14 protein-coding genes are annotated in these 18,840 nt (G+C 54.5%); 4 read left to right on the forward strand and 10 right to left on the reverse strand.

From position 1 onward, the window contains the following. Window positions 1–7 precede the first annotated feature (7 nt). On the reverse strand, window positions 8–3,547 hold the full coding sequence (gene dnaE / locus IGS55_RS20400; RefSeq protein WP_230518476.1) for a DNA polymerase III subunit alpha: 3,540 nt from the start codon (window positions 3,545–3,547) through the stop codon (window positions 8–10). A 137-nt stretch (window positions 3,548–3,684) separates the two neighbouring features. On the opposite strand from dnaE, the gene IGS55_RS20405 reads away from it, so the two are divergent. From IGS55_RS20405 to IGS55_RS20420, 4 genes are all read left to right on the forward strand, one after another. Further along, window positions 3,685–4,575 carry a sulfurtransferase gene (locus tag IGS55_RS20405; RefSeq protein ID WP_230518475.1) on the forward strand — a complete coding sequence of 297 codons (891 nt, stop codon included), beginning with the start codon at window positions 3,685–3,687 and terminating at the stop codon, window positions 4,573–4,575. A 284-nt stretch (window positions 4,576–4,859) separates the two neighbouring features. After that, complete coding sequence (locus tag IGS55_RS20410) at window positions 4,860–5,819, forward strand: UDP-glucose 4-epimerase family protein (RefSeq protein ID WP_230518474.1); 960 nt, start codon at window positions 4,860–4,862, stop codon at window positions 5,817–5,819. Next, window positions 5,803–6,363 (forward strand): sugar transferase, encoded by a 561-nt coding sequence (locus IGS55_RS20415; protein ID WP_230518473.1) that lies wholly within the window; start codon window positions 5,803–5,805, stop codon window positions 6,361–6,363. Before IGS55_RS20410 ends, IGS55_RS20415 begins: the two co-directional genes overlap by 17 nt. A gap of 82 nt (window positions 6,364–6,445) precedes the next feature. Beyond that, entirely contained in the window at window positions 6,446–8,395 is a 1,950-nt protein-coding gene (locus IGS55_RS20420) for a polysaccharide biosynthesis protein (protein ID WP_230518472.1), read from the forward strand. Window positions 8,396–8,512: 117 nt separating this feature from the next. Here IGS55_RS20420 and IGS55_RS20425 read toward each other — a convergent pair whose 3' ends face one another. The 9 genes from IGS55_RS20425 to IGS55_RS20465 form a co-directional block, all read right to left on the reverse strand. Next, a complete protein-coding gene (locus IGS55_RS20425; RefSeq protein ID WP_230518471.1) occupies window positions 8,513–9,448 on the reverse strand; it encodes a glycosyltransferase in 936 nt (311 codons plus the stop codon). A gap of 4 nt (window positions 9,449–9,452) precedes the next feature. Next, window positions 9,453–9,845 carry a GtrA family protein gene (locus IGS55_RS20430; protein WP_230518470.1) on the reverse strand — a complete coding sequence of 131 codons (393 nt, stop codon included), beginning with the start codon at window positions 9,843–9,845 and terminating at the stop codon, window positions 9,453–9,455. Continuing rightward, on the reverse strand, window positions 9,842–10,783 hold the full coding sequence (locus IGS55_RS20435) for an NAD-dependent epimerase/dehydratase family protein (RefSeq protein ID WP_230518469.1): 942 nt from the start codon (window positions 10,781–10,783) through the stop codon (window positions 9,842–9,844). Before IGS55_RS20435 ends, IGS55_RS20430 begins: the two co-directional genes overlap by 4 nt. Window positions 10,784–10,786: 3 nt before the next feature. Further along, a complete protein-coding gene (locus tag IGS55_RS20440) occupies window positions 10,787–11,704 on the reverse strand; it encodes a transketolase family protein (protein WP_230518468.1) in 918 nt (305 codons plus the stop codon). Then, window positions 11,701–12,519: a transketolase gene (locus tag IGS55_RS20445; protein WP_230502313.1), complete on the reverse strand. Its 819-nt coding sequence runs from the start codon at window positions 12,517–12,519 to the stop codon at window positions 11,701–11,703. The genes IGS55_RS20440 and IGS55_RS20445 overlap by 4 nt, the downstream gene beginning before the upstream one ends. A gap of 12 nt (window positions 12,520–12,531) precedes the next feature. Next, window positions 12,532–13,860: a lipopolysaccharide biosynthesis protein RfbH gene (gene rfbH / locus IGS55_RS20450; protein WP_152250489.1), complete on the reverse strand. Its 1,329-nt coding sequence runs from the start codon at window positions 13,858–13,860 to the stop codon at window positions 12,532–12,534. Between the two features lie 35 nt (window positions 13,861–13,895). Then, window positions 13,896–14,969: a CDP-glucose 4,6-dehydratase gene (gene rfbG / locus IGS55_RS20455; RefSeq protein ID WP_230518467.1), complete on the reverse strand. Its 1,074-nt coding sequence runs from the start codon at window positions 14,967–14,969 to the stop codon at window positions 13,896–13,898. After that, window positions 14,966–15,739, reverse strand: a complete 774-nt coding sequence (gene rfbF / locus IGS55_RS20460; protein ID WP_230518513.1) for a glucose-1-phosphate cytidylyltransferase — start codon at window positions 15,737–15,739, stop codon at window positions 14,966–14,968. The genes rfbG and rfbF overlap by 4 nt, the downstream gene beginning before the upstream one ends. 115 nt (window positions 15,740–15,854) lie before the next feature. After that, a complete protein-coding gene (locus tag IGS55_RS20465; RefSeq protein WP_230518466.1) occupies window positions 15,855–18,800 on the reverse strand; it encodes an acyltransferase family protein in 2,946 nt (981 codons plus the stop codon). Window positions 18,801–18,840 lie beyond the last annotated feature (40 nt).

The raw sequence follows: 18,840 nt of genomic DNA on the forward strand, positions 1-18,840 counted from the left end.
GTGCCGGTCAGTATTCGACCGCCACCTCTTGCGCGCCCAGCATTTGCTCGAGCGCCATCTGCAACTCATCCGATGGCGCCACTTTCCACTCGTCGCCAAACTGCAGCACGCAACTGACGCCTTGCGGGCTGACCCGCGCGGCGATCGGCAAGCCCGTCTCCGCACGGTGCGGCATGATCACGTCACGGATACGCTTGGCATCCAGGGTGGCCGGCAAGGTCAGGCCCAGCTGGCGGCCATACTGCACGCGCGCGGCGATGATGTCGAAGGCGCTCTCGGCCGTGATACGCAAGCCGCCCGAGAAGCGGTCTTCCGACACCTTGCCCACGACGGCGAGGAATTCATCTTCCTTGAAGATTTTCCGGTTGGAATCGAACAATTCGCCGTACACCGTCACCTCGACGGTACCGCTCTTGTCGTCCAGGGTGACGATGAGAATTTTGCCGCGCTGCGTCATCTGCGTGCGCAAGCCCGTGATGACGCCGGCCATCATGCGCGGCTCGCGCGATGGCGACAGTTCCGACAGTTTCGTGCGTGCAAAACGGCGCGCCTCGGGCGCATACGAATCGAACAAATGGCCCGACAGGTAGAAGCCCAGCGCGATCTTTTCCTCCGTCAGGCGCTGTTTATCGGTCCACACGGGCACCTTGACGTATTCGGGCGGCGCCACCATGTCGCTGTCGTCGCCGCCGAACAGGCTCACCTGGTTGGCCGCCTTGGCGGCCTGGTCGGCGCATTCCATGGCGAATGCCACGGATGCGAGCAGGATGGCGCGGTCGACCTTCAGGCAATCGAAGGCGCCGCTGCGGATCAGCGATTCGATGGTGCGGCGGTTGATCTGCTTTTTATCCACGCGCTTGCAGAAATCGAACAGGCTCGTAAATGGCCCGCCCGCTTCGCGCGCGGCGATGATGGCTTCGATGGCGTTCTGGCCCGAGCCTTTCACGGCGCCCAGGCCATAGCGGATCTGCGTGACTTTCTTGCCGCTCACGGACGGTGGCGCGCCGCTCGGCGTGAAGCGGTAATCGGACTCATTGATATCCGGCGGCAACAAGGTCAGCTTGCAGATTTCCAGCGAGTCTTCCACCAGGATCTTGATCTTGTCGGTGTCGTCCATGGCCAGCGACAAGTTGGCGGCCATGAAGGCGGCCGTGTGGTGCGCTTTCAGATACGCCGTGTGGTACGACAACAAGGCGTAGGCGGCGGCGTGCGATTTGTTGAAACCGTAGCCGGCGAACTTTTCCATCAAGTCGAAAATCTCGTCGGCCTTTTCCGCCGTCAAACCATCCTTCGCCGCACCGGCGCGGAAGATCTCGCGGTGCTCGGCCATCTCTTCGGCCTTCTTTTTACCCATGGCGCGGCGCAGCATGTCGGCGCCGCCCAGCGAGTAGCCGCCGACGATCTGCGCCATCTGCATCACCTGCTCCTGATACACCATGATGCCGTAGGTTTCGGACAGAATCGATTCCGTGCGCGGATCGGGATAATCGAAGCGTTCGCCGTGCTTGCGCTTGCAAAAATCCGGAATCAGGTCCATCGGGCCCGGACGGTACAAAGCCACGAGCGCGATAATGTCTTCGAAGCGGTCGGGACGCGCGTCTTTCAGCATGCCCTGCATGCCGCGCGACTCGAGCTGGAACACGGCCACGGTCTTGGCCTTGGTCAGCAAGTCGTACGACGGCTTGTCGTTCAGCGGCAAGGTGGCCAGGTCGAAGTTCGCCTGCGCGGGGTCGAGCTGCTTGATGTAGCGCACGGCGCGGTCGAGGATGGTCAGCGTGGTCAGACCCAAGAAGTCGAACTTCACGAGGCCGACGGCTTCCACGTCATCCTTGTCGTACTGCGACACGACGCCCGAATCGCCGCCCTGCGTGTACAGCGGGCAGAAATCCGTCAGCTTGCCGGGAGCAATCAAGACGCCCCCCGCGTGCATGCCGATATTGCGCGTGATGCCTTCGACCTGCTGCGCCAGGTCCAGCAGCTGCTTGACCTCTTCCTCGTTTTCCAGGCGCTCCTTGAGCAGCGGTTCTTCCTCGATGGCGTCCGCGATCGACACGGGTTTGCCGGGCTTGAACGGGATCAGCTTCGAGATGCCGTCGCAGAAGTTGTAGCCGAAATCCATCACGCGGCCCACGTCGCGGATCGCGCCCTTGGCCGCCATGGTACCGAAGGTGGCGATCTGCGAGACGGCCTCCTTGCCGTACAAATCCTTGACGTGCTGGATGACCCGGTCGCGCCCTTCCTGGCAAAAGTCGATATCGAAGTCGGGCATCGAAACGCGTTCGGGATTCAAAAAGCGCTCGAACAGCAGGTTGTACTGCAATGGGTCGAGGTCGGTAATGAGCAGCGAATACGCGACCAGCGAACCGGCGCCCGAACCGCGGCCCGGGCCGACGGGCACGCCGTTTTCCTTGGCCCACTGGATAAACTCGGCCACGATGAGGAAGTAGCCGGGGAATTTCATGTTGCAAATCGTGTCCGTCTCGAACTTCAGGCGCGACTCGTAGCGCGGACGCTCTTTCTCGCGGCGCTCGGGATCGGGATACAGCTGGATCAAACGCTTTTCCAGGCCCGCCTGCGATTCGGCCACGAGGAACTGGTCGATGGTCATGCCGGGCGGTGTCGGGAAGTTCGGCAGTTGCGGCTTGCCCAGGGTCAGGGTCAGATTGCAGCGCTTGGCGATTTCCACGGAATTGGCCAGCGCGGCCGGCAAGTCGGCGAACAGCTCCGCCATGTCGGCCTGCGACAGGAAGCGCTGGCTGTCGTTAAACCGTTTCACGCGCTTGGCATTGGCCAGCATTTCGCCTTCGGCGATACAGGTACGGGCTTCGTGGGCAATAAATTCTTCAGGGGAAATGAATTGCACGGGATGCGTGGCCACCACTGGCAAGCCCAGCTTGGCCGCCAGCGCCACCGCATGGCGCACCTGCGCTTCCTGGTTGGCCTGGCCGCCGCGCTGGATTTCGATATAGAAATGGCCGGGGAAAATTTCGGCCCAGCGCTGCGCATTGCGCTCGGCCAGGGCCAGGTTGCCATTTTCGATGGCGGTACCGACATCGCCGAAGTGCGCGCCCGACAGCACGATCAAGCCATTGGCCGCGCTTTCGCCCGGGTACAGGTCGTAGGTATTCGTCGCCAGCGCCTGCAGCCACTCGATGCGCAGCTCGGCGCGGCCCTTGTACTGGTTCGTCAGCCAGGCCGTCGACAGCAGTTCGCACAGCTGCAGATAGCCCATGCGGTTCTTCGCCAGCAACAGCAAGCGCGATGGTTTTTCGCGGTTGTCGTCATTCGTGATCCACACGTCGACGCCGACGATGGGCTTGATGCCCTTGCCGCGCGCTTCCTTGTAGAACTTGACCATGCCAAACAGGTTCGACAGGTCGGTGACGGCCAGCGCCACCTGCTTGTCCTTCGCCGCCGCCTTGACCACGTCGTCGATGCGCACCAGGCCATCGACGATCGAGTACTCCGAGTGCACGCGCAAATGGACGAAGGCAGGACCGGGCTGCATCGCTTGCTGTGAACCTGCCGGAGCGCCGGCCTCTTGCATTACCATTTCCATCCTGTGTACCGTTTCGTGCAAAATTCAATGGGGTCTATTCTACCGCGTCGCGCGTACGGACCGGGTATCCTGCCTGGCCTGTCGGGCTTATAATATCGGCTGTTCAGTCTAAGCCGATCGCCATCATGCAAGCCATCACCCCAGCAACACCCGCCGTTTCCGCCGCCGCCAGCCCGCTGGCCGCCACGTTTGTCAATATCGCCGCGTATAAATTCATCACGCTCGACGATACGGAAGCCATGCGCCCTTTGTATCAGGAGCAATGCCTGGCGCTGGAGCTGAAGGGCACGATCCTGCTGACGCCGGAAGGTATCAATATGTTCCTGTCGGGTACGCGCGAGCATATCGACAGCTTCCTCGCCTGGGTGCGCAGCGATGCGCGTCTGGCCGATCTGGAATGGAAGGAGAGCTTGTCGAACGAGCAATCGCACAAGCGCATGCTGGTCAAGCTGAAAAAAGAAATCATCACCATGCGCATGCCGCTGATCAAGCCGGAACTGGGCCGCGCCCCGTCCGTCGACGCGCACACGCTCAAGCGCTGGCTCGACGCCGGCGTCGACGACGCGGGCAAACCCGTGGTCATGATGGAAACGCGCAACGCCTTTGAAGTGGACGTGGGCACGTTCAACAACACGCTCGATTACCGGATCGACAAGTTTACGGAATTTCCGGCCGTCGCCGCCGCCCACAAGGACGAGCTGGAAGGCAAGACCGTCGTCACTTTCTGCACCGGCGGCATCCGCTGCGAAAAGGCCGCCATCCACATGAAGGAAATCGGCTACGACAGCGTGTACCAGCTCGACGGCGGCATCCTCAAGTATTTCGAGGAAGTGGGCGGCGAGCACTACACGGGCGACTGCTTCGTCTTCGACTACCGCACGGCCCTGAACCCGAAACTGGAACCGACGGAAACCGTGCAGTGTTTCGTCTGCCGCGCCGTCGTCACGCCGCGCCAGCAACTGGCGCCGGAATATGTGTATGAGGTGTCTTGCCCGCATTGCTATCAAAAAGGCTAAACTCGGCGATACTCGCGCATGGCAAGGTCTTTATCGTCGTCAATGATTGCCCGCTGGAACAAAGCGTGATGGCCTTGGGCCCCAAGCGATGCAGGGTGCCCCGCCCAAGTGTGCATTGCCGGAGGCACCGTTACCCGTGATGTTGAAACGGACACAGTTCGGGTTCAATTGAGAAGATATTATCAAAAAATTATCGGTGGAGAAATGCGCTCCTGACACTTCACACCGAGCGCTTGGCAATGCCGCCAATACGCCATGCAGGTGCTATTCAACAAAGGTAAAAGATGATTTTGGTAACCGGTGGTACCGGCTTCGTGGGTTCCGCCGTCCTGGCCAGGCTGGCTGAGGATGGCGTCATACCCGTGCGTGCCGCGGTACGCAGCGTCGGTTCGCACATTCCGCCCGGCATTGACAAGATAGTGGTCGGCGCGCTGGCCCAGAACACGGACTGGCGTGCCGCCCTGACAGGCGTAAGCGCGCTCGTGCATTGTGCCGCGCGCGTCCATGTCATGGATGACAGCGCTGCAGACCCTCTCGAAGAATTCCGCCGGGTCAACGTGCAAGGGACGCTGGCATTGGCCGAGCAAGCGGCCGCAGCAGGAGTCAGGCGCTTTGTATTTATCAGCTCCATCAAGGTCAATGGCGAAATGACGGCAGAGAACAAGCCATTCACGGCTGATGATGCCCCCGCGCCGGTCGATGCCTATGGCGTGTCGAAAATGGAGGCCGAGCAAGGTCTGCGCGCTCTGGAAAGCCAGAGCGGCATGCAAGTGGTCATCGTTCGTCCGCCATTGGTCTACGGCAAGGGCGTCAAAGCCAATTTCGCCGCCATGATGCATTGGTTGGCGCGCGGCATTCCCCTGCCCCTGGGTGCGATTCATAACCGGCGCAGCCTGGTGGCACTCGACAACCTGGTGGACTTGATCGCCACCTGCGTGCGTCACCCGCAAGCAGCCGGCCAGACTTTTCTGGTATCCGATGGGCAAGATCCCTCCACCACGGAATTATTGCAGCGCATGGGCCGTGCCATGGGCCACCCCGCGCGCCTGATCCCAGTGCCCGCCGCCTGCCTGACATTCGGCGCCAGCCTGCTCGGCAAGCGCGCTGTCGCGCAGCGCCTGTGCGGGTCGTTACAGGTCGATATCGACAAGACCCGCCGTTTGCTGGGCTGGGAACCTCCGTTGACACTGGATCAAGGTTTACAAAAAGCTGCGAAAGGAACTGTACGTGAAACGTGCGTTTGATGTCATGCTGGTATTGCTGGCCTCCTTGATCCTGCTCATCCCCGTCGTGCTCGTTGCGCTATTGGTCCGGCTTACCTCGCCAGGGCCTGCCCTGTACTGGTCCGACCGCATAGGAAAGAACAACACGATTTTCAAGATGCCCAAGTTTCGCAGCATGCGGGTAGGTACGCCGGCCGTGGCCACGCACCTGCTCGCCGACGCCCATTCGCACCTGACGCCAGTCGGCAACTTCTTGCGCAAAAGCAGCCTCGACGAACTGCCGCAGCTCTGGAGCATCATCCGCGGCGACATGAGCTTTGTCGGCCCCCGCCCGGCGCTGTTCAACCAGGACGATCTGATCGCCTTGCGCACACAATATGGCGTCGAAAAACTGCCACCGGGCTTGACGGGTTGGGCACAAGTCAATGGCCGCGATGAATTGCCGATTCCGGAAAAGGTCAAGCTGGACGTGGAATACCTGCAACGGCAATCGCTACCCTTCGATATCAAGATTATCGTACTTACCTTTCTGAAGGTCGTGCGGCGCGATGGCATTACCCATTAATATGCAGCGACAGCACCGGGCCATCTGGCCGGCGCGCTAACGCATCAAGCTGTCATTCATTAAGCAATTATTCGCCCCACACATGAAAATATTCCTCGGCTTTTCCCGACTGCACAAGAAACTGCTGGCCGCCACGCTGGATCTGCTCTTCTTGCCGCTAACGTTTTTCCTGGCGATCACCTTGCGCTATGATGTCCTCAACCGGGAGTTGCTCACGCAATACCTGTGGCTGATCATCGCCACGCCGCTGGTCTCGATCCCAATCTTCATCCGCCTGGGCCTGTACCGCGCCGTCATCCGTTTCATCGACCAGAAGATCGTCTATGTCGTCATTCTCGGCGTGACCCTGTCCGTCGCGCTGCTAGTGGCAATGACGGCATTTGCCACGCATATGCAGGGCTATTCGCGCGGCGTCTTCGGCATTTACTGGGTCAGCGCCATCACCTATGTAGTGACCAGTCGCTTCCTGGCCAGGGGCATGCTGCTCAATGCCAACAAGGAAGCAGATGTCGTGCGTGTGGCCATCTATGGCGCAGGCATGGCCGGCAGCCAGTTGGCGAACGCACTGCGGGCGGGCCAAGAATACTTGCCGGTGGCGTTTATCGACGACATGAAGGAATTGCATGGTGCCACCATTTCCGGCATCAAGGTGTATGCGTCCACGGATCTGCAGCAAGTCATCGAGAAAAACAGGATCACCGAGATTTTCCTCGCCATGCCATCGCTCAACAAGAGCAAGCAGAAGCATATCCTGCAAATCGTTGAAAACCACAAGGTCAAGGTCAAAGTGGCGCCCCCCGTGGAAAGTCTGCTCAACGGCGAGTTGCGCATGCAGGACGTGCGCGACATCGAAATCGACGATTTACTGGGACGCGACCAGGTCACGCCGGACCCGGCCCTGATCGCCCGCTGCATTACGGGAAAAAGCGTGATGGTGACGGGCGCTGGCGGTTCCATTGGTTCCGAACTGTGTCGCCAGATTATCAAGCTGCGACCAGCGCGCCTGATTCTGCTGGAAATGTCCGAGTTTGCCCTGTATTCGATCAAACAGGAACTCAAGGACATCAAGCTGCTCCAGGACTCGGATGTCGAACTGCTGCCATTCCTCGGCAGTGTGCTCGACACGGAAAAATGCAAGGGCATCCTGGCCAGCTTCCAGGTCGAAACCCTATACCACGCTGCGGCCTACAAGCACGTGCCACTGGTGGAATTCAATCCCATCGACGGAGTGCGCAACAACGTCTTTGGCACGCTCAGCATTGCTCAGGCGGCCATGGCGGCGGGCGTCAAGAACTTCGTGCTGATCTCCACGGACAAGGCGGTACGCCCCACCAACGTGATGGGCACCACCAAGCGCCTGGCCGAGCTGATCCTGCAGGCGTTTGCGCGCGAACAGACCAACACGCGTTTTTGCATGGTGCGCTTTGGCAACGTACTGGGCTCGTCGGGTTCCGTCGTGCCCCTGTTCCGCAAGCAAATCGAAGCGGGCGGCCCGATCACTCTGACCCACCCCGAAATCACGCGCTATTTCATGACCATCCCCGAAGCAGCGCAACTGGTGCTGCAGGCCGGCGCCATGGGAGAAGGCGGCGACGTCTTCGTGCTCGACATGGGTGACCCGGTCAAGATCATGGACCTGGCCATCCGCATGATCCATCTGAGCGGCCTGGAAGTACGCAGCAAAACGGCGCCGGATGGCATCGAGATCGAGCATGTCGGCTTGCGCTCGGGCGAAAAACTGTATGAGGAATTACTGATTGGCAATAACGTGGAAGGCACGGAACACCCCTTGATCATGCGCGCGCAAGAGGCGGAAATCCCGTGGTCCGAACTGCGCACTATCCTCAGCAACATGCAACGCGCCTGCACGGACTTCAATTACGAAGAACTGCGCGCGCTGCTGCTACTGGCTGTGCAGGAATATGCGCCACAGTGCGGGATTGAGGATTTGATCTGGAGCAAGAGAAATCAGCTCGCGGACGGGCAGCGGGATATCAAGGTGGTGGAGAATCCCCGATATCAACTATGCTAGGAAGAGGCATCCGGCACGCTGAACGGCGTGCCGGATGCCCGTCAAGAGGAGAGGGTGAGGCATCGCCTGCGCCCCCCCTGGCGCACACCGCGCTGCCAGGATGACGGGTACAGGACGCTAGAAGTTCACGCGCTCCAGTTCCACCACCAGCGGCATCTTGCGCACCTGCGTATGGATGGAGCCAATATATTCCCCCAGCACGCCAATGAAGAAAGCCTGGATGGCGCCAAAGAAGAAAATGCCAATCAGGATGGGCGCAGTCCCCAGCTGGAAAGAATCCCAGAACAGCAGCTTGGCGACAAAGAACATGAATGCCACCAGCAAGCTCAGAAATGCGAGGAAGAAGCCGCTCATTGCCATTAGGCGCAGCGGTACCTTGGAATGGTTGGTAATCCCCAGCATGCCGATGTCATACAGGGTATAGAAGTTGTTCTTTGTCACACCGCGCTGACGCCGCGGTTGCTTGAAGGGTACCGTAGCGATGGGAAACCCAATCTCGCACAACAAGCCCCGAAAATAAGGATAGGGATCATCGATAGTTCGCAGGATATCGATGACAGCACGATCGAACAAACCTGCTCCAGTCGCATTCTGGACCAGTGCCACTTCCGAAATTTTCGTGATCAGGCGGTAATAGGATTTACGTAAAAAGAACATAACGGAGGATTCTTCGCTCTCCGGTTTCACTGCCAACACCGTCTTGAAACCCTCTTCCCACTTTTTCACAAACTCGAGAATCATTTCCGGCGGATCTTGCAGATCTGATGCAATCAACACACAAGCATCTCCATTGGACTGTTGAATCGCATAATATGGAGACTTGATATGTCCGAAATTACGCGCATTGACAATCAACTTGACGCGCGTATCTTGTGCAGCCAATTCCTTGATGCGTTTAACAGTACCATCGGTCGATGCATTATCAATGCAAATATGCTCGTAATCGTACGGCAAAGTTGCCATAACTGCCGCAATGCGCTGGTATAGCTCATCAATATTCTCTTCCTCGTTATAACAAGGAGTGACAATACTGATCATCTTCTTTTCCGACATTCCATCAATCCTTTTTATAAACCCAATGATTCATTAACAGCCAGCTCAATCCAACACTAACCGGAATACAAATAATCTGCCCTACATATGGACTTAGCAAGCAATACTTTGTCAACGCGGAGAGCAGCGCCGCATTGATGGCGTAAATAATAGCGTACGCAGCGACAAACTTGGAAAATATGCGCCATTGAACTTCTGTTTGAAAAACCAGACGTCCAAAGCTGAAATAATTAAAAATCACGCCGGCAATGGTCGCCAGCATCAGCGCAACCAGATATTGCACCGATAACCATAACAGCCCGGAGAAAACTGCATAGCCAAAAAGTGTGTTGAGTCCCCCCGTCACCAGGAAGCGCACTACTTTGGGGTCGCGCCATTTCACGACGCCAGAGCTCACGCCACGCCCCCGGACATATCCAGCGCCGCGCGCATCTCCATGAGCACGCCTTCCAACGAGGTCAGCTGTGGCTGATAAGCAAACTGTGCCGCTCGTCTGTTACGCGAATAATAATGCGCCTTGCTACCCGTCGCATTGATACTGACTGCCTCCTGCGTCACCTCGTAACGCAAGCCGAAGGCCTCATGTAACGCTGTCAGCAATTGAGACTTGTCAACCGGTGCCAGCGTATAGCAATCGACGGCGTCATTCGTCAACGGTGCGCTGAGCAAAGCCTGTACCAACCGATAAAAGTCGGCTGGATGCAGGTAGTCGCGCACCATATAATCTGACTTGGTCAGCAATACACTGCGATCACGAATCGCGCGCAGCATGTCGCTAATCAGGAACCTCGCCGACATATCCTGCGTCCGGCTGAAGTAATTGAATACCCGGATATCAATAATAGGCAACGATGGCTGGGCACGATGGCAACATTCTGCGTACAACTTGGCCATGCCATACCAATCCTGCGGTTGCAGATGATTGATCGGTACGCGTGCCATCACGTCGTCGTCTGCTGGCTGAGCGAACACATCACCATATGCTGCCCCGCTGCTCAGAAAGAGATACCTGCACGTGGAATGCTTACGTACATAAGCGAGTGCCAGTTGGTCATAGGTTTGCGTAACGTCAAGAATGGACGCCCCCATGGCTGCCGCCTGTGCAGGATTTCCTACGCCAACAAAATTAAGCAGCGCATCAAAATGTAAATCGGTATTGAATGCGGAAAAATCGGCAACAGCATAGCGCCGCGGGAGGCCGACCGCAGCAAGCCACTGCAGTACGACATTCGGTCGCCGTGCATACAACACCAGTTCATCATCGCTGTGTTCGGCAAAGGAGCGAACCAAATCCTGTGCAATCTGGCTCGTTGCTCCTAGAATCGCAATTTTCATTACTTAATCCGCAGCAAGATAGGCATGAATACGTTGTTCAATCGATGCACGATCCAAGCCATGCTCTTTCAACAAATACTCATAGGTACCGCAATGGTGCGAAAAGCGATCATTGACGCCAATACGCAGTACGCGCACCGGTGCCAGCTCTGCGGAGATTTCCGCAATTACCGACCCCAAACCACCCAGGACCGAATGTTCTTCCAGCACGATCACCGTGCTGTAGCGACGGCAGATTTCGGTGACCTGCTCGGTATCAATCGGCTTGATGAATGGGGCACTCCAAACCGCCGCATCAGGATAAGACGCAGCCGCGATATCGGTTGCGGTACGCAACAAGGCACCGGTAGCGATAAACGCGACATTGTCCGAGCAACCAGGGCGTACGGGCAGCAGTGCGCCCACTTTCGCTTGCACAGCATGAGCATGCACGTCGCCACGGTCGGATTTCCCCATGCGCAAATACACAGGCAGCTTGGATTCGTAAGCGTTATCCATGCATAAAGTAACTTCGAAGCGATCTGCTGGCGAGTACACAGCTAGGTCGGGAATAGCACGCGTACACGCGACATCCTCGGTCGACTGATGGCTGGTACCCAGATGACTGTACACAAAACCGGCGCCATCACCGATAAAAATAACCGGTAGCTGATCGTGCGCAACATCCAGCTTGATCTGCTCGACCACGCGCACCGGAATGAAGGCGCTCAAGCCATACACAAAGGGCCTGAAACCGGCGCGGGCCAGGCCTGCTGCCATGCCAACCATATTTTGCTCTGCAATGCCCGCATTAATGTACTGCGCCGGACACGCCTTGCGAAAATCATCAAACAAGGCATAGCCATGATCGCCCGTCAGCAACAAGACATTCGGGTCGGCCTTCGCAATACGTACCAGCGCCTCTGAAAAAGCGGCCCTCATTCTGCCACTCCCGTTACGGCAGCAACGGCGGCTGCGTGAGTTTCTGCATTGAGCCGCGTGTAGTGCCACATATTATTATGTTCCATAAACGGTACACCCTTGCCTTTGACTGTTTTCGCAATAAGCGCCTTTGGCGCAGGCGAAGCACTTGCCCATAGTTGGGCAACAGCCTCTGCAATTGCCTTCTCGTCGTGGCCGTCTATTGTTAATGTTTCAAAACCGAAACTTTTAAATTTTGCATCCAGTGAGCCTAGCTTGAGTACTTCTTCCGTCGTGCCCATCGCTTGAAAACCGTTTTCATCGATGATCAACATAAAGTTTTTCAACTCATGATGCGCGGCGAACATGGCCCCTTCCCAAATCGGTCCTTCGTTCAATTCCCCGTCACCAACCAAGGCATAAACCTTTTGATCCGTGGCGCGTAACTTGGCCCCCATCGCCAAGCCCACACCCACGGAAAAACCATGGCCCAGCGAGCCCGATGTCACTTCCAGTCCGGCAATGCGCGAATCGGACAGACCTTTCAATTCACTGCCATCGGCAAAATAGCCGGTAAAAGCGGACTCTTCCAACCAACCCAGTTCGCGCATGCAGGCATATTGCGCCATCACACCGTGTCCCTTGCTAAGCACAAGGTAATCACGTCCTGGAGAGCGCGGATTATTCCCCGGATAACGCAGGAAATCCCGGTACAACACTGCGAGAATATCAACGATGGAAAAAGCACAGCCGATATGCACCGTAGCACCAGCATGGGCCATGTCCAGCACCGTCTTGCGCAGGACTCTGGCATCAAAAGATTTGGGAGGGGACATTGTCATATCCGATTAGAAATTTACACCGAAGAATTCTTCCAATTTACCAACCGTGAAATCCAGCATTTCACGCGTCAGGCCAGGGAACACGCCGATCCAGAACGTATCGTGCATGACACGGTCGGTATTGGTCAGCTCGCCCGACACGCGGAAATTACGGCCGATCATGTACGGCTGGCGCGTCAGGTTACCGGCGAACAGCAGGCGGGTACCGATCTTGTGCTGGTCCAGGTAGGTCAGCAAGTCGACACGGCTGACGTTCGCTTCCGGCTTCAAGGTCAAAGGGAAACCAAACCACGATGGATCCGAGTTCTCAGTCGCCTCAGGCAAGATCATGAATTCCGCACAGGATTGCAGGCGGTCCTTCAGGTAAGCAAAGTTATCCTTGCGTGCCTGAACGAAGCCAGCCGCGCGGTCGAGCTGCGCCACGCCACAGGCTGCCTGCATGTCGGTAATCTTGAGGTTGTAGCCCAGGTGCGAATAGGTGTACTTGTGATCGTAGCCTTCCGGCAGGGTGCCCAGCTTGCAGCAGAAACGCTGGCCGCAGGTATTGTCCTTGCCCGGCGCGCAGTAGCAGTCGCGGCCCCAGTCGCGGAACGATTCGGCGATCGTCTTGAGATCGGGATCGTTCATGAACACGGCGCCGCCCTCCCCCATGGTGATGTGATGGGCAGGATAGAAACTCATGGTGCCAATGTCGCCGAAGGTGCCGACCATCTGGCCGTTATAGGTCGAACCGAGGGCATCGCAGCAATCCTCGATCAGCCACAGCTTGTACTTCTTGCACAGCGCGACGATGACTTCCAGGTTGTACGGATTACCCAGCGTATGCGCCAGCATGATGGCCTTGGTCTTCGGCGTAATGGCCGCCTCGATCAAGGAGGCATCGATATTGTAGGTACCCAGTTCGACGTCCACGAACACGGGCACGGCGCCAAACTGCAGGATCGGGTTGACGGTCGTCGGGAAGCCCGCCGCCACGCCGATGACTTCGTCGCCTGGCTGGATCGCGCGCGCGCCCAGTTTTGGCGAGGTCAGCGTGTTGAACGCCACCAGATTGGCCGACGAACCGGAGTTTACGGTAATCAGGAATTCCACACCGATCAGCTTTGCCAGGCGCTTCTCGAACTCATCGTTGAAACGGCCAGTGGTCAGCCAGGCATCCAGCGAAGCGTCGACCATCATCTGCATTTCTTCAGCACCCACAACTTTGCCGGCGGGGGGAACAACGGTGACACCTGGCTCGAATGGACGCGGGGCACTGGCCAGCGCACCATATTGGGCGACGAGGGCACTGATTTGTTCGCGGAGTTGTTCTTTGGTTTGTTGTGGAGCTGTCATGATAATAACCTTGCTTATATATATATTGATAATTATTAATTATTGATGTTCTGGTATGACTGGATCTGCGCCATGGTCAGGCTGCGCACGTCCGCACCGGCCTGCCGCTGCTTCGACCATTCAATGATCATTTGCAATGCCGCTTCCAGGCGCAGGGCTGGCTGCCAGCCAAGATGCGCACGGACTTTCGAAATGTCCAGCTTCAGATAAGTCGCTTCATGCGGATGCTCGCCGCCGTCATTTTGCCACACCGCGCCTTCGCCCCATAAAGCGCTCATCTTCTCGACGATCCAGCCGACCGGCTTGGCATCATCCTCGTTCGGACCGAAGTTCCATCCCTCGGCGAATGCGGCACCATCCCGGTACAGGCGTTCGGCCAGCGTCAGGTAGCCGCGCAACGGTTCCAGCACGTGCTGCCATGGGCGCACGGAATTCGGATTGCGAATATTGACAGTGCGGCCTTGCTCGAAAGCGGACAGAATATCGGGAATCAAACGGTCCAGCGCCCAGTCACCGCCACCGATGACATTACCGGCGCGCACGGTCGCCAGCGCAACGCCATGCTTGTCGTATTGCAGCGCATTGAAATACGAGGAGCGGTAGGCGGACGTCACCAGCTCGGCACATCCCTTGCTGCTGCTGTAGGGATCATAGCCGCCCATCGGCTCGTTTTCGCGGTAAGCCCAGACCCATTCGCGGTTTTCATAACACTTGTCGGTGGTGATGTTCACCACCGCCTTGACGCCTGGCGACATGCGCACGGCTTCCAGCAAATTGACCGTTCCCATGACGTTGGTGGCATAGGTTTCGACCGGCTCGGCATAGGAATAGCGCACCAGCGGCTGCGCCGCCATGTGGAACACGATTTCCGGACGATGCTCGGCAAATACTGCCTGCAAGGCAGTCAGGTCGCGGATATCGCCGATCACGCTGATCATGCCTTCGGCGACACGCGCCTCTTCGAACAGGCTAGGCTGGGTAGGCGGCGCCAGCGCATAGCCCACCACGTTGGCCCCCATCGATTGCAGCCAGAGCGACATCCAGCTGCCTTTGAAGCCGGTATGGCCCGTCAGCAGCACGCGCTTACCGCGCCAGAAATCCGCATTCATTTTTTCACCTTCCAGGGCGCCTCGCCAGACTGCCACAATTCTTCCAGATACATCTTGTCGCGCAAGGTATCCATCGGCTGCCAGAAACCATGATGCTGGTACGCGGCCAGATCGCCTTCGTCGGCCAGGCGCTCAAGCGGTTCGCGTTCCCAAAGGGTCTTGTCTCCCTCGATATAGTCGAGTACTGACGGTGACAGCACGAAGAAACCGCCATTGATCATCGCGCCATCGCCCTTCGGCTTTTCCATGAAGCTGTTGACCTTGCTGCCGCAGATATCCAGCGCACCGAAGCGCCCTGGCGGCACGGTGGCCGTCAGCGTCGCCTTGACCTTTTGCGCTTTATGGAAAGCGATCAGTTCACTAATATTGACATCGCTGACGCCATCGCCGTACGTCAGGCAGAAAGCTTCCTCGTTCTTCACATAGTCCGCCACGCGCTTCAGGCGGCCGCCAGTCATGGTTTCTTCGCCCGTGTCGACCAGAGTCACCTTCCACGGTTCCGCATAACGCTGATGCACTTCCATCTTGTTATGTTCCATGTCAAAGGTCACATCCGACATGTGCAGGAAATAGTTGGCAAAATATTCCTTGATTACATAGCCCTTGTAGCCGCAGCAGATCACGAAATCATTCACGCCATGCGCGGAATAGGTTTGCATGATGTGCCAAAGAATAGGCTTGCCACCGATTTCAACCATTGGTTTCGGACGTACCGAGGTTTCTTCACTGATCCGGGTGCCGAGGCCACCGGCGAGAATGACTGCTTTCATTTCTATCTCCACAACAATACTATTAAAAATTCGAGAAATTATTTTTCAAATCATCAATATTATAATGAAATAATTTCCATGTTTTTCAAAAATCACAAATAGTAAACCACGAATACTACTTATCAAAAGAAACTACATTGATGGACTTTTTTAAATTTACCATGGCAGCATCGCGACTTTTTTTGAAAAACTCATTGGTATTATTAACATCCAATGAAATTGCACACTCGAAAAATGTAATCGATTCAGCATATTTTTTCTGCCCGACTAATGCATTGCCTATGAAGAAACTAGGATATGGATTTCCAGGCAAAGAAGCGGCTGCCAATTTTAATATCTTCTCCGCCTCAAGAAAATTACCGTATTCCAGAAGCGCCTCTCCTATTTTCAGTTGAACAACACTGTCCGGTTCATCCTTGGAACGTGCCTGAGCAATACTTAAAAGCTGAGGATAAATCAGAAAGATTTCTTTTTTTACACCTTTCACATCAATGAGCGATAGTCGTTGACTTATATCTTCCGTCTTAAATTTCCCTAACGCCGCACCATCTTTAGAAAAAGTCCAGACTTCCGAATAAATCGAAAAATCTGTTGGAGGGTCAATAATAAATTTTATTTGTGAATCATGAACATCCATAGCACTTTTTGCGTATCGCATTACATCAAACTTAGTATCGCGCCAATATGGCTTGCTCTGAAGGGATAATGGCTGTTCGAATGGACTAAATGGAAATACCAATCCAGTTACCAAAATTTTTCGCCCTGGCTTATAACCTTCAATTGCATATTCACGCAACCCTCGCAGCAAATCACGCTGAATATGTTCTTGTGCAACGACCCAATCGCTACGGCTATATTCCTTCTTAACCGATATTGGCACATATAGTACAGCCAGGCCCAAGGCAGTCTGCCCAGCCACTTGCCAGTTCAGTCTCAAACTAAAGATATATATAAGTGGCAAAAGAGCCAGATAAGACACCGCCCAAGAATAACCACTAAAATGGTGATCAGGCAAAAGCGAGTTTGGCAATAATAATACGGCTATTGCACCGAATAAAAGTATCGCAACTTTACGTGCAAGTGGATTGACTTTTCCATAATATATCATATAGAAAATAGACAAAAGAAAAACACACCCGCCCAGTGCTCCAAACGCTTCACGCATGTATGTGCGCCATTCGCGCCATATTGAATTTGGCGAAATTACAACATTGTAAGAGCTAGACGCCGCCCCAACAAATTGAGAACCAATGAGGACGTTATAACCGAGAGCTAGAATCAGCGCCACACAAACCAGCAGGGCTGCCAAACGTGCACGAGGTTCAAACCATGCAATTCCTACCGCAAGCAGGCAAACTGCTACGCCGAAATTTTCCTTGCACAAAAATGCCAGCAAGGCAGTAATACCAATAACGACGCTATTCTTTCGATCAAGGGTCGCCGCATTACGATACCAATACCAAGCCCCAATAAGCAAAAGCAAATACGCAAAATGAGACAAAGCATCATGCGTATAGAATTGATAAAAATATGGGTGCGAATATGCAAAATAAACATATAAACTATATGCAACAAGATAACGCACCCCAATATCTACTTTGAAAATTCGCCGAAATAACATTGCAGTAAGCGCAAAGTTCAGCAATACCACGAAAACGACTATGGCGATGGAAGCGGTAATGCCGAACATGCCACTTGCATTAAGCAACATAAACCCGAATGGACGTGGCCAGCCAATGTAAGAAATTCCCCATATTGGCGACTGAAACATTGCCGTGGCCATATAGTAATCAGTGTGATTAGGCAGCAACGGAGCATAATATCCAGGATAAACATAGAGAAGCGCAATTGCATGAATCACTGCACCTACGATTAGCAAGGATAATAATTCAATAGCCGAGAAATATGATAATTTCTCAAAAATGCCATTCTTAAAATTTGTTGAACGTATCATTTCACCAGGCATTTCAAAATTTTCTTCACTCCTCATCTTTTTAAAATTAAATATATTACGACCTAACGCAATACATTTACTCTCCACAAAATGCCAAGAAAACCAGGCAAAGACAGTTGCAAAAAAACCCGAAATCAACTGATTAAAATAAACACTTTCATTTGGAAAATAATAAAAAATTATTTGCTGAACAGGGAATCCATATAAATAAATACCATAAGACAAATCTGACTTTAGTCGCAACTTCTTCACCGACTCCAGCGATGAAATCCATAATACGGAATAAAAAAATGCAATATAAAAAACAGGAATCAAAATACCTTGCGGTATAGCAGCAACCGGGGTTTTTGCCAGAAAAAATATCACCCAAACACATACTACGCCGTAAGCATGAACCAATACTTTTTCTTTATACACTGCTGCCAATGCGCCAAGTGCAAAACAGCCTGGCAAATATCGGGCTTCCTCGCCGCCACCGAAGATGGTATTCGCTGCCGCTCCAAAAAACGAAACAAAAATAATACCCAATAAAGCCATGGAAAAAATATTGCGCCTGTGGATAATTCCAAAAAGCGATGTTAACGCAAGCACAATATAGAACTTAAACTCTACTGGCAATGTCCACAATGAACCGTTCAAACCCAAAGGATGATCCATTAGTACGCCTGCGGGACGCCAACGAATATCAAGCAACGTAATATTCCCAAAAAAATACCCTATTGTTTCACGGCTGAGTAAATACTCACGCACAGGCAACGTAGTCAAAATCAATCCAAATAAACTAATGGAGAGAAAGACGCAAAGTATCAAACCTGGAAAAACACGCAATGCACGGCGCGTCAAGAACTTGATGGGAGAGGAATCCTTTAAGAGACTGTCTGTGACTAACAGTCCACTAAGAAAGAAAAAGAATTTAACAGCCAACGATCCAGAGTAATCAAAATGCAAAATGCCCAACAGTGGATCTTGCATATTCTTTTCGCCGACAATCGGATATGCATGACCGACAATAACCATCAATGCTGCGGCCAAACGCATGATGTCGAAATTATTATTCCCGCGGAGCAATAAATTAGAAATAGTTAACCGACTGGTAAAATTTAACATTTCAATGTATTCTTTATTATATGAAATTATTACAAATATT

The organism is Janthinobacterium sp. EB271-G4-3-2, assembly GCF_020858035.1.
GTDB classification, from domain to species: domain Bacteria; phylum Pseudomonadota; class Gammaproteobacteria; order Burkholderiales; family Burkholderiaceae_D; genus Janthinobacterium; species Janthinobacterium aestuarii.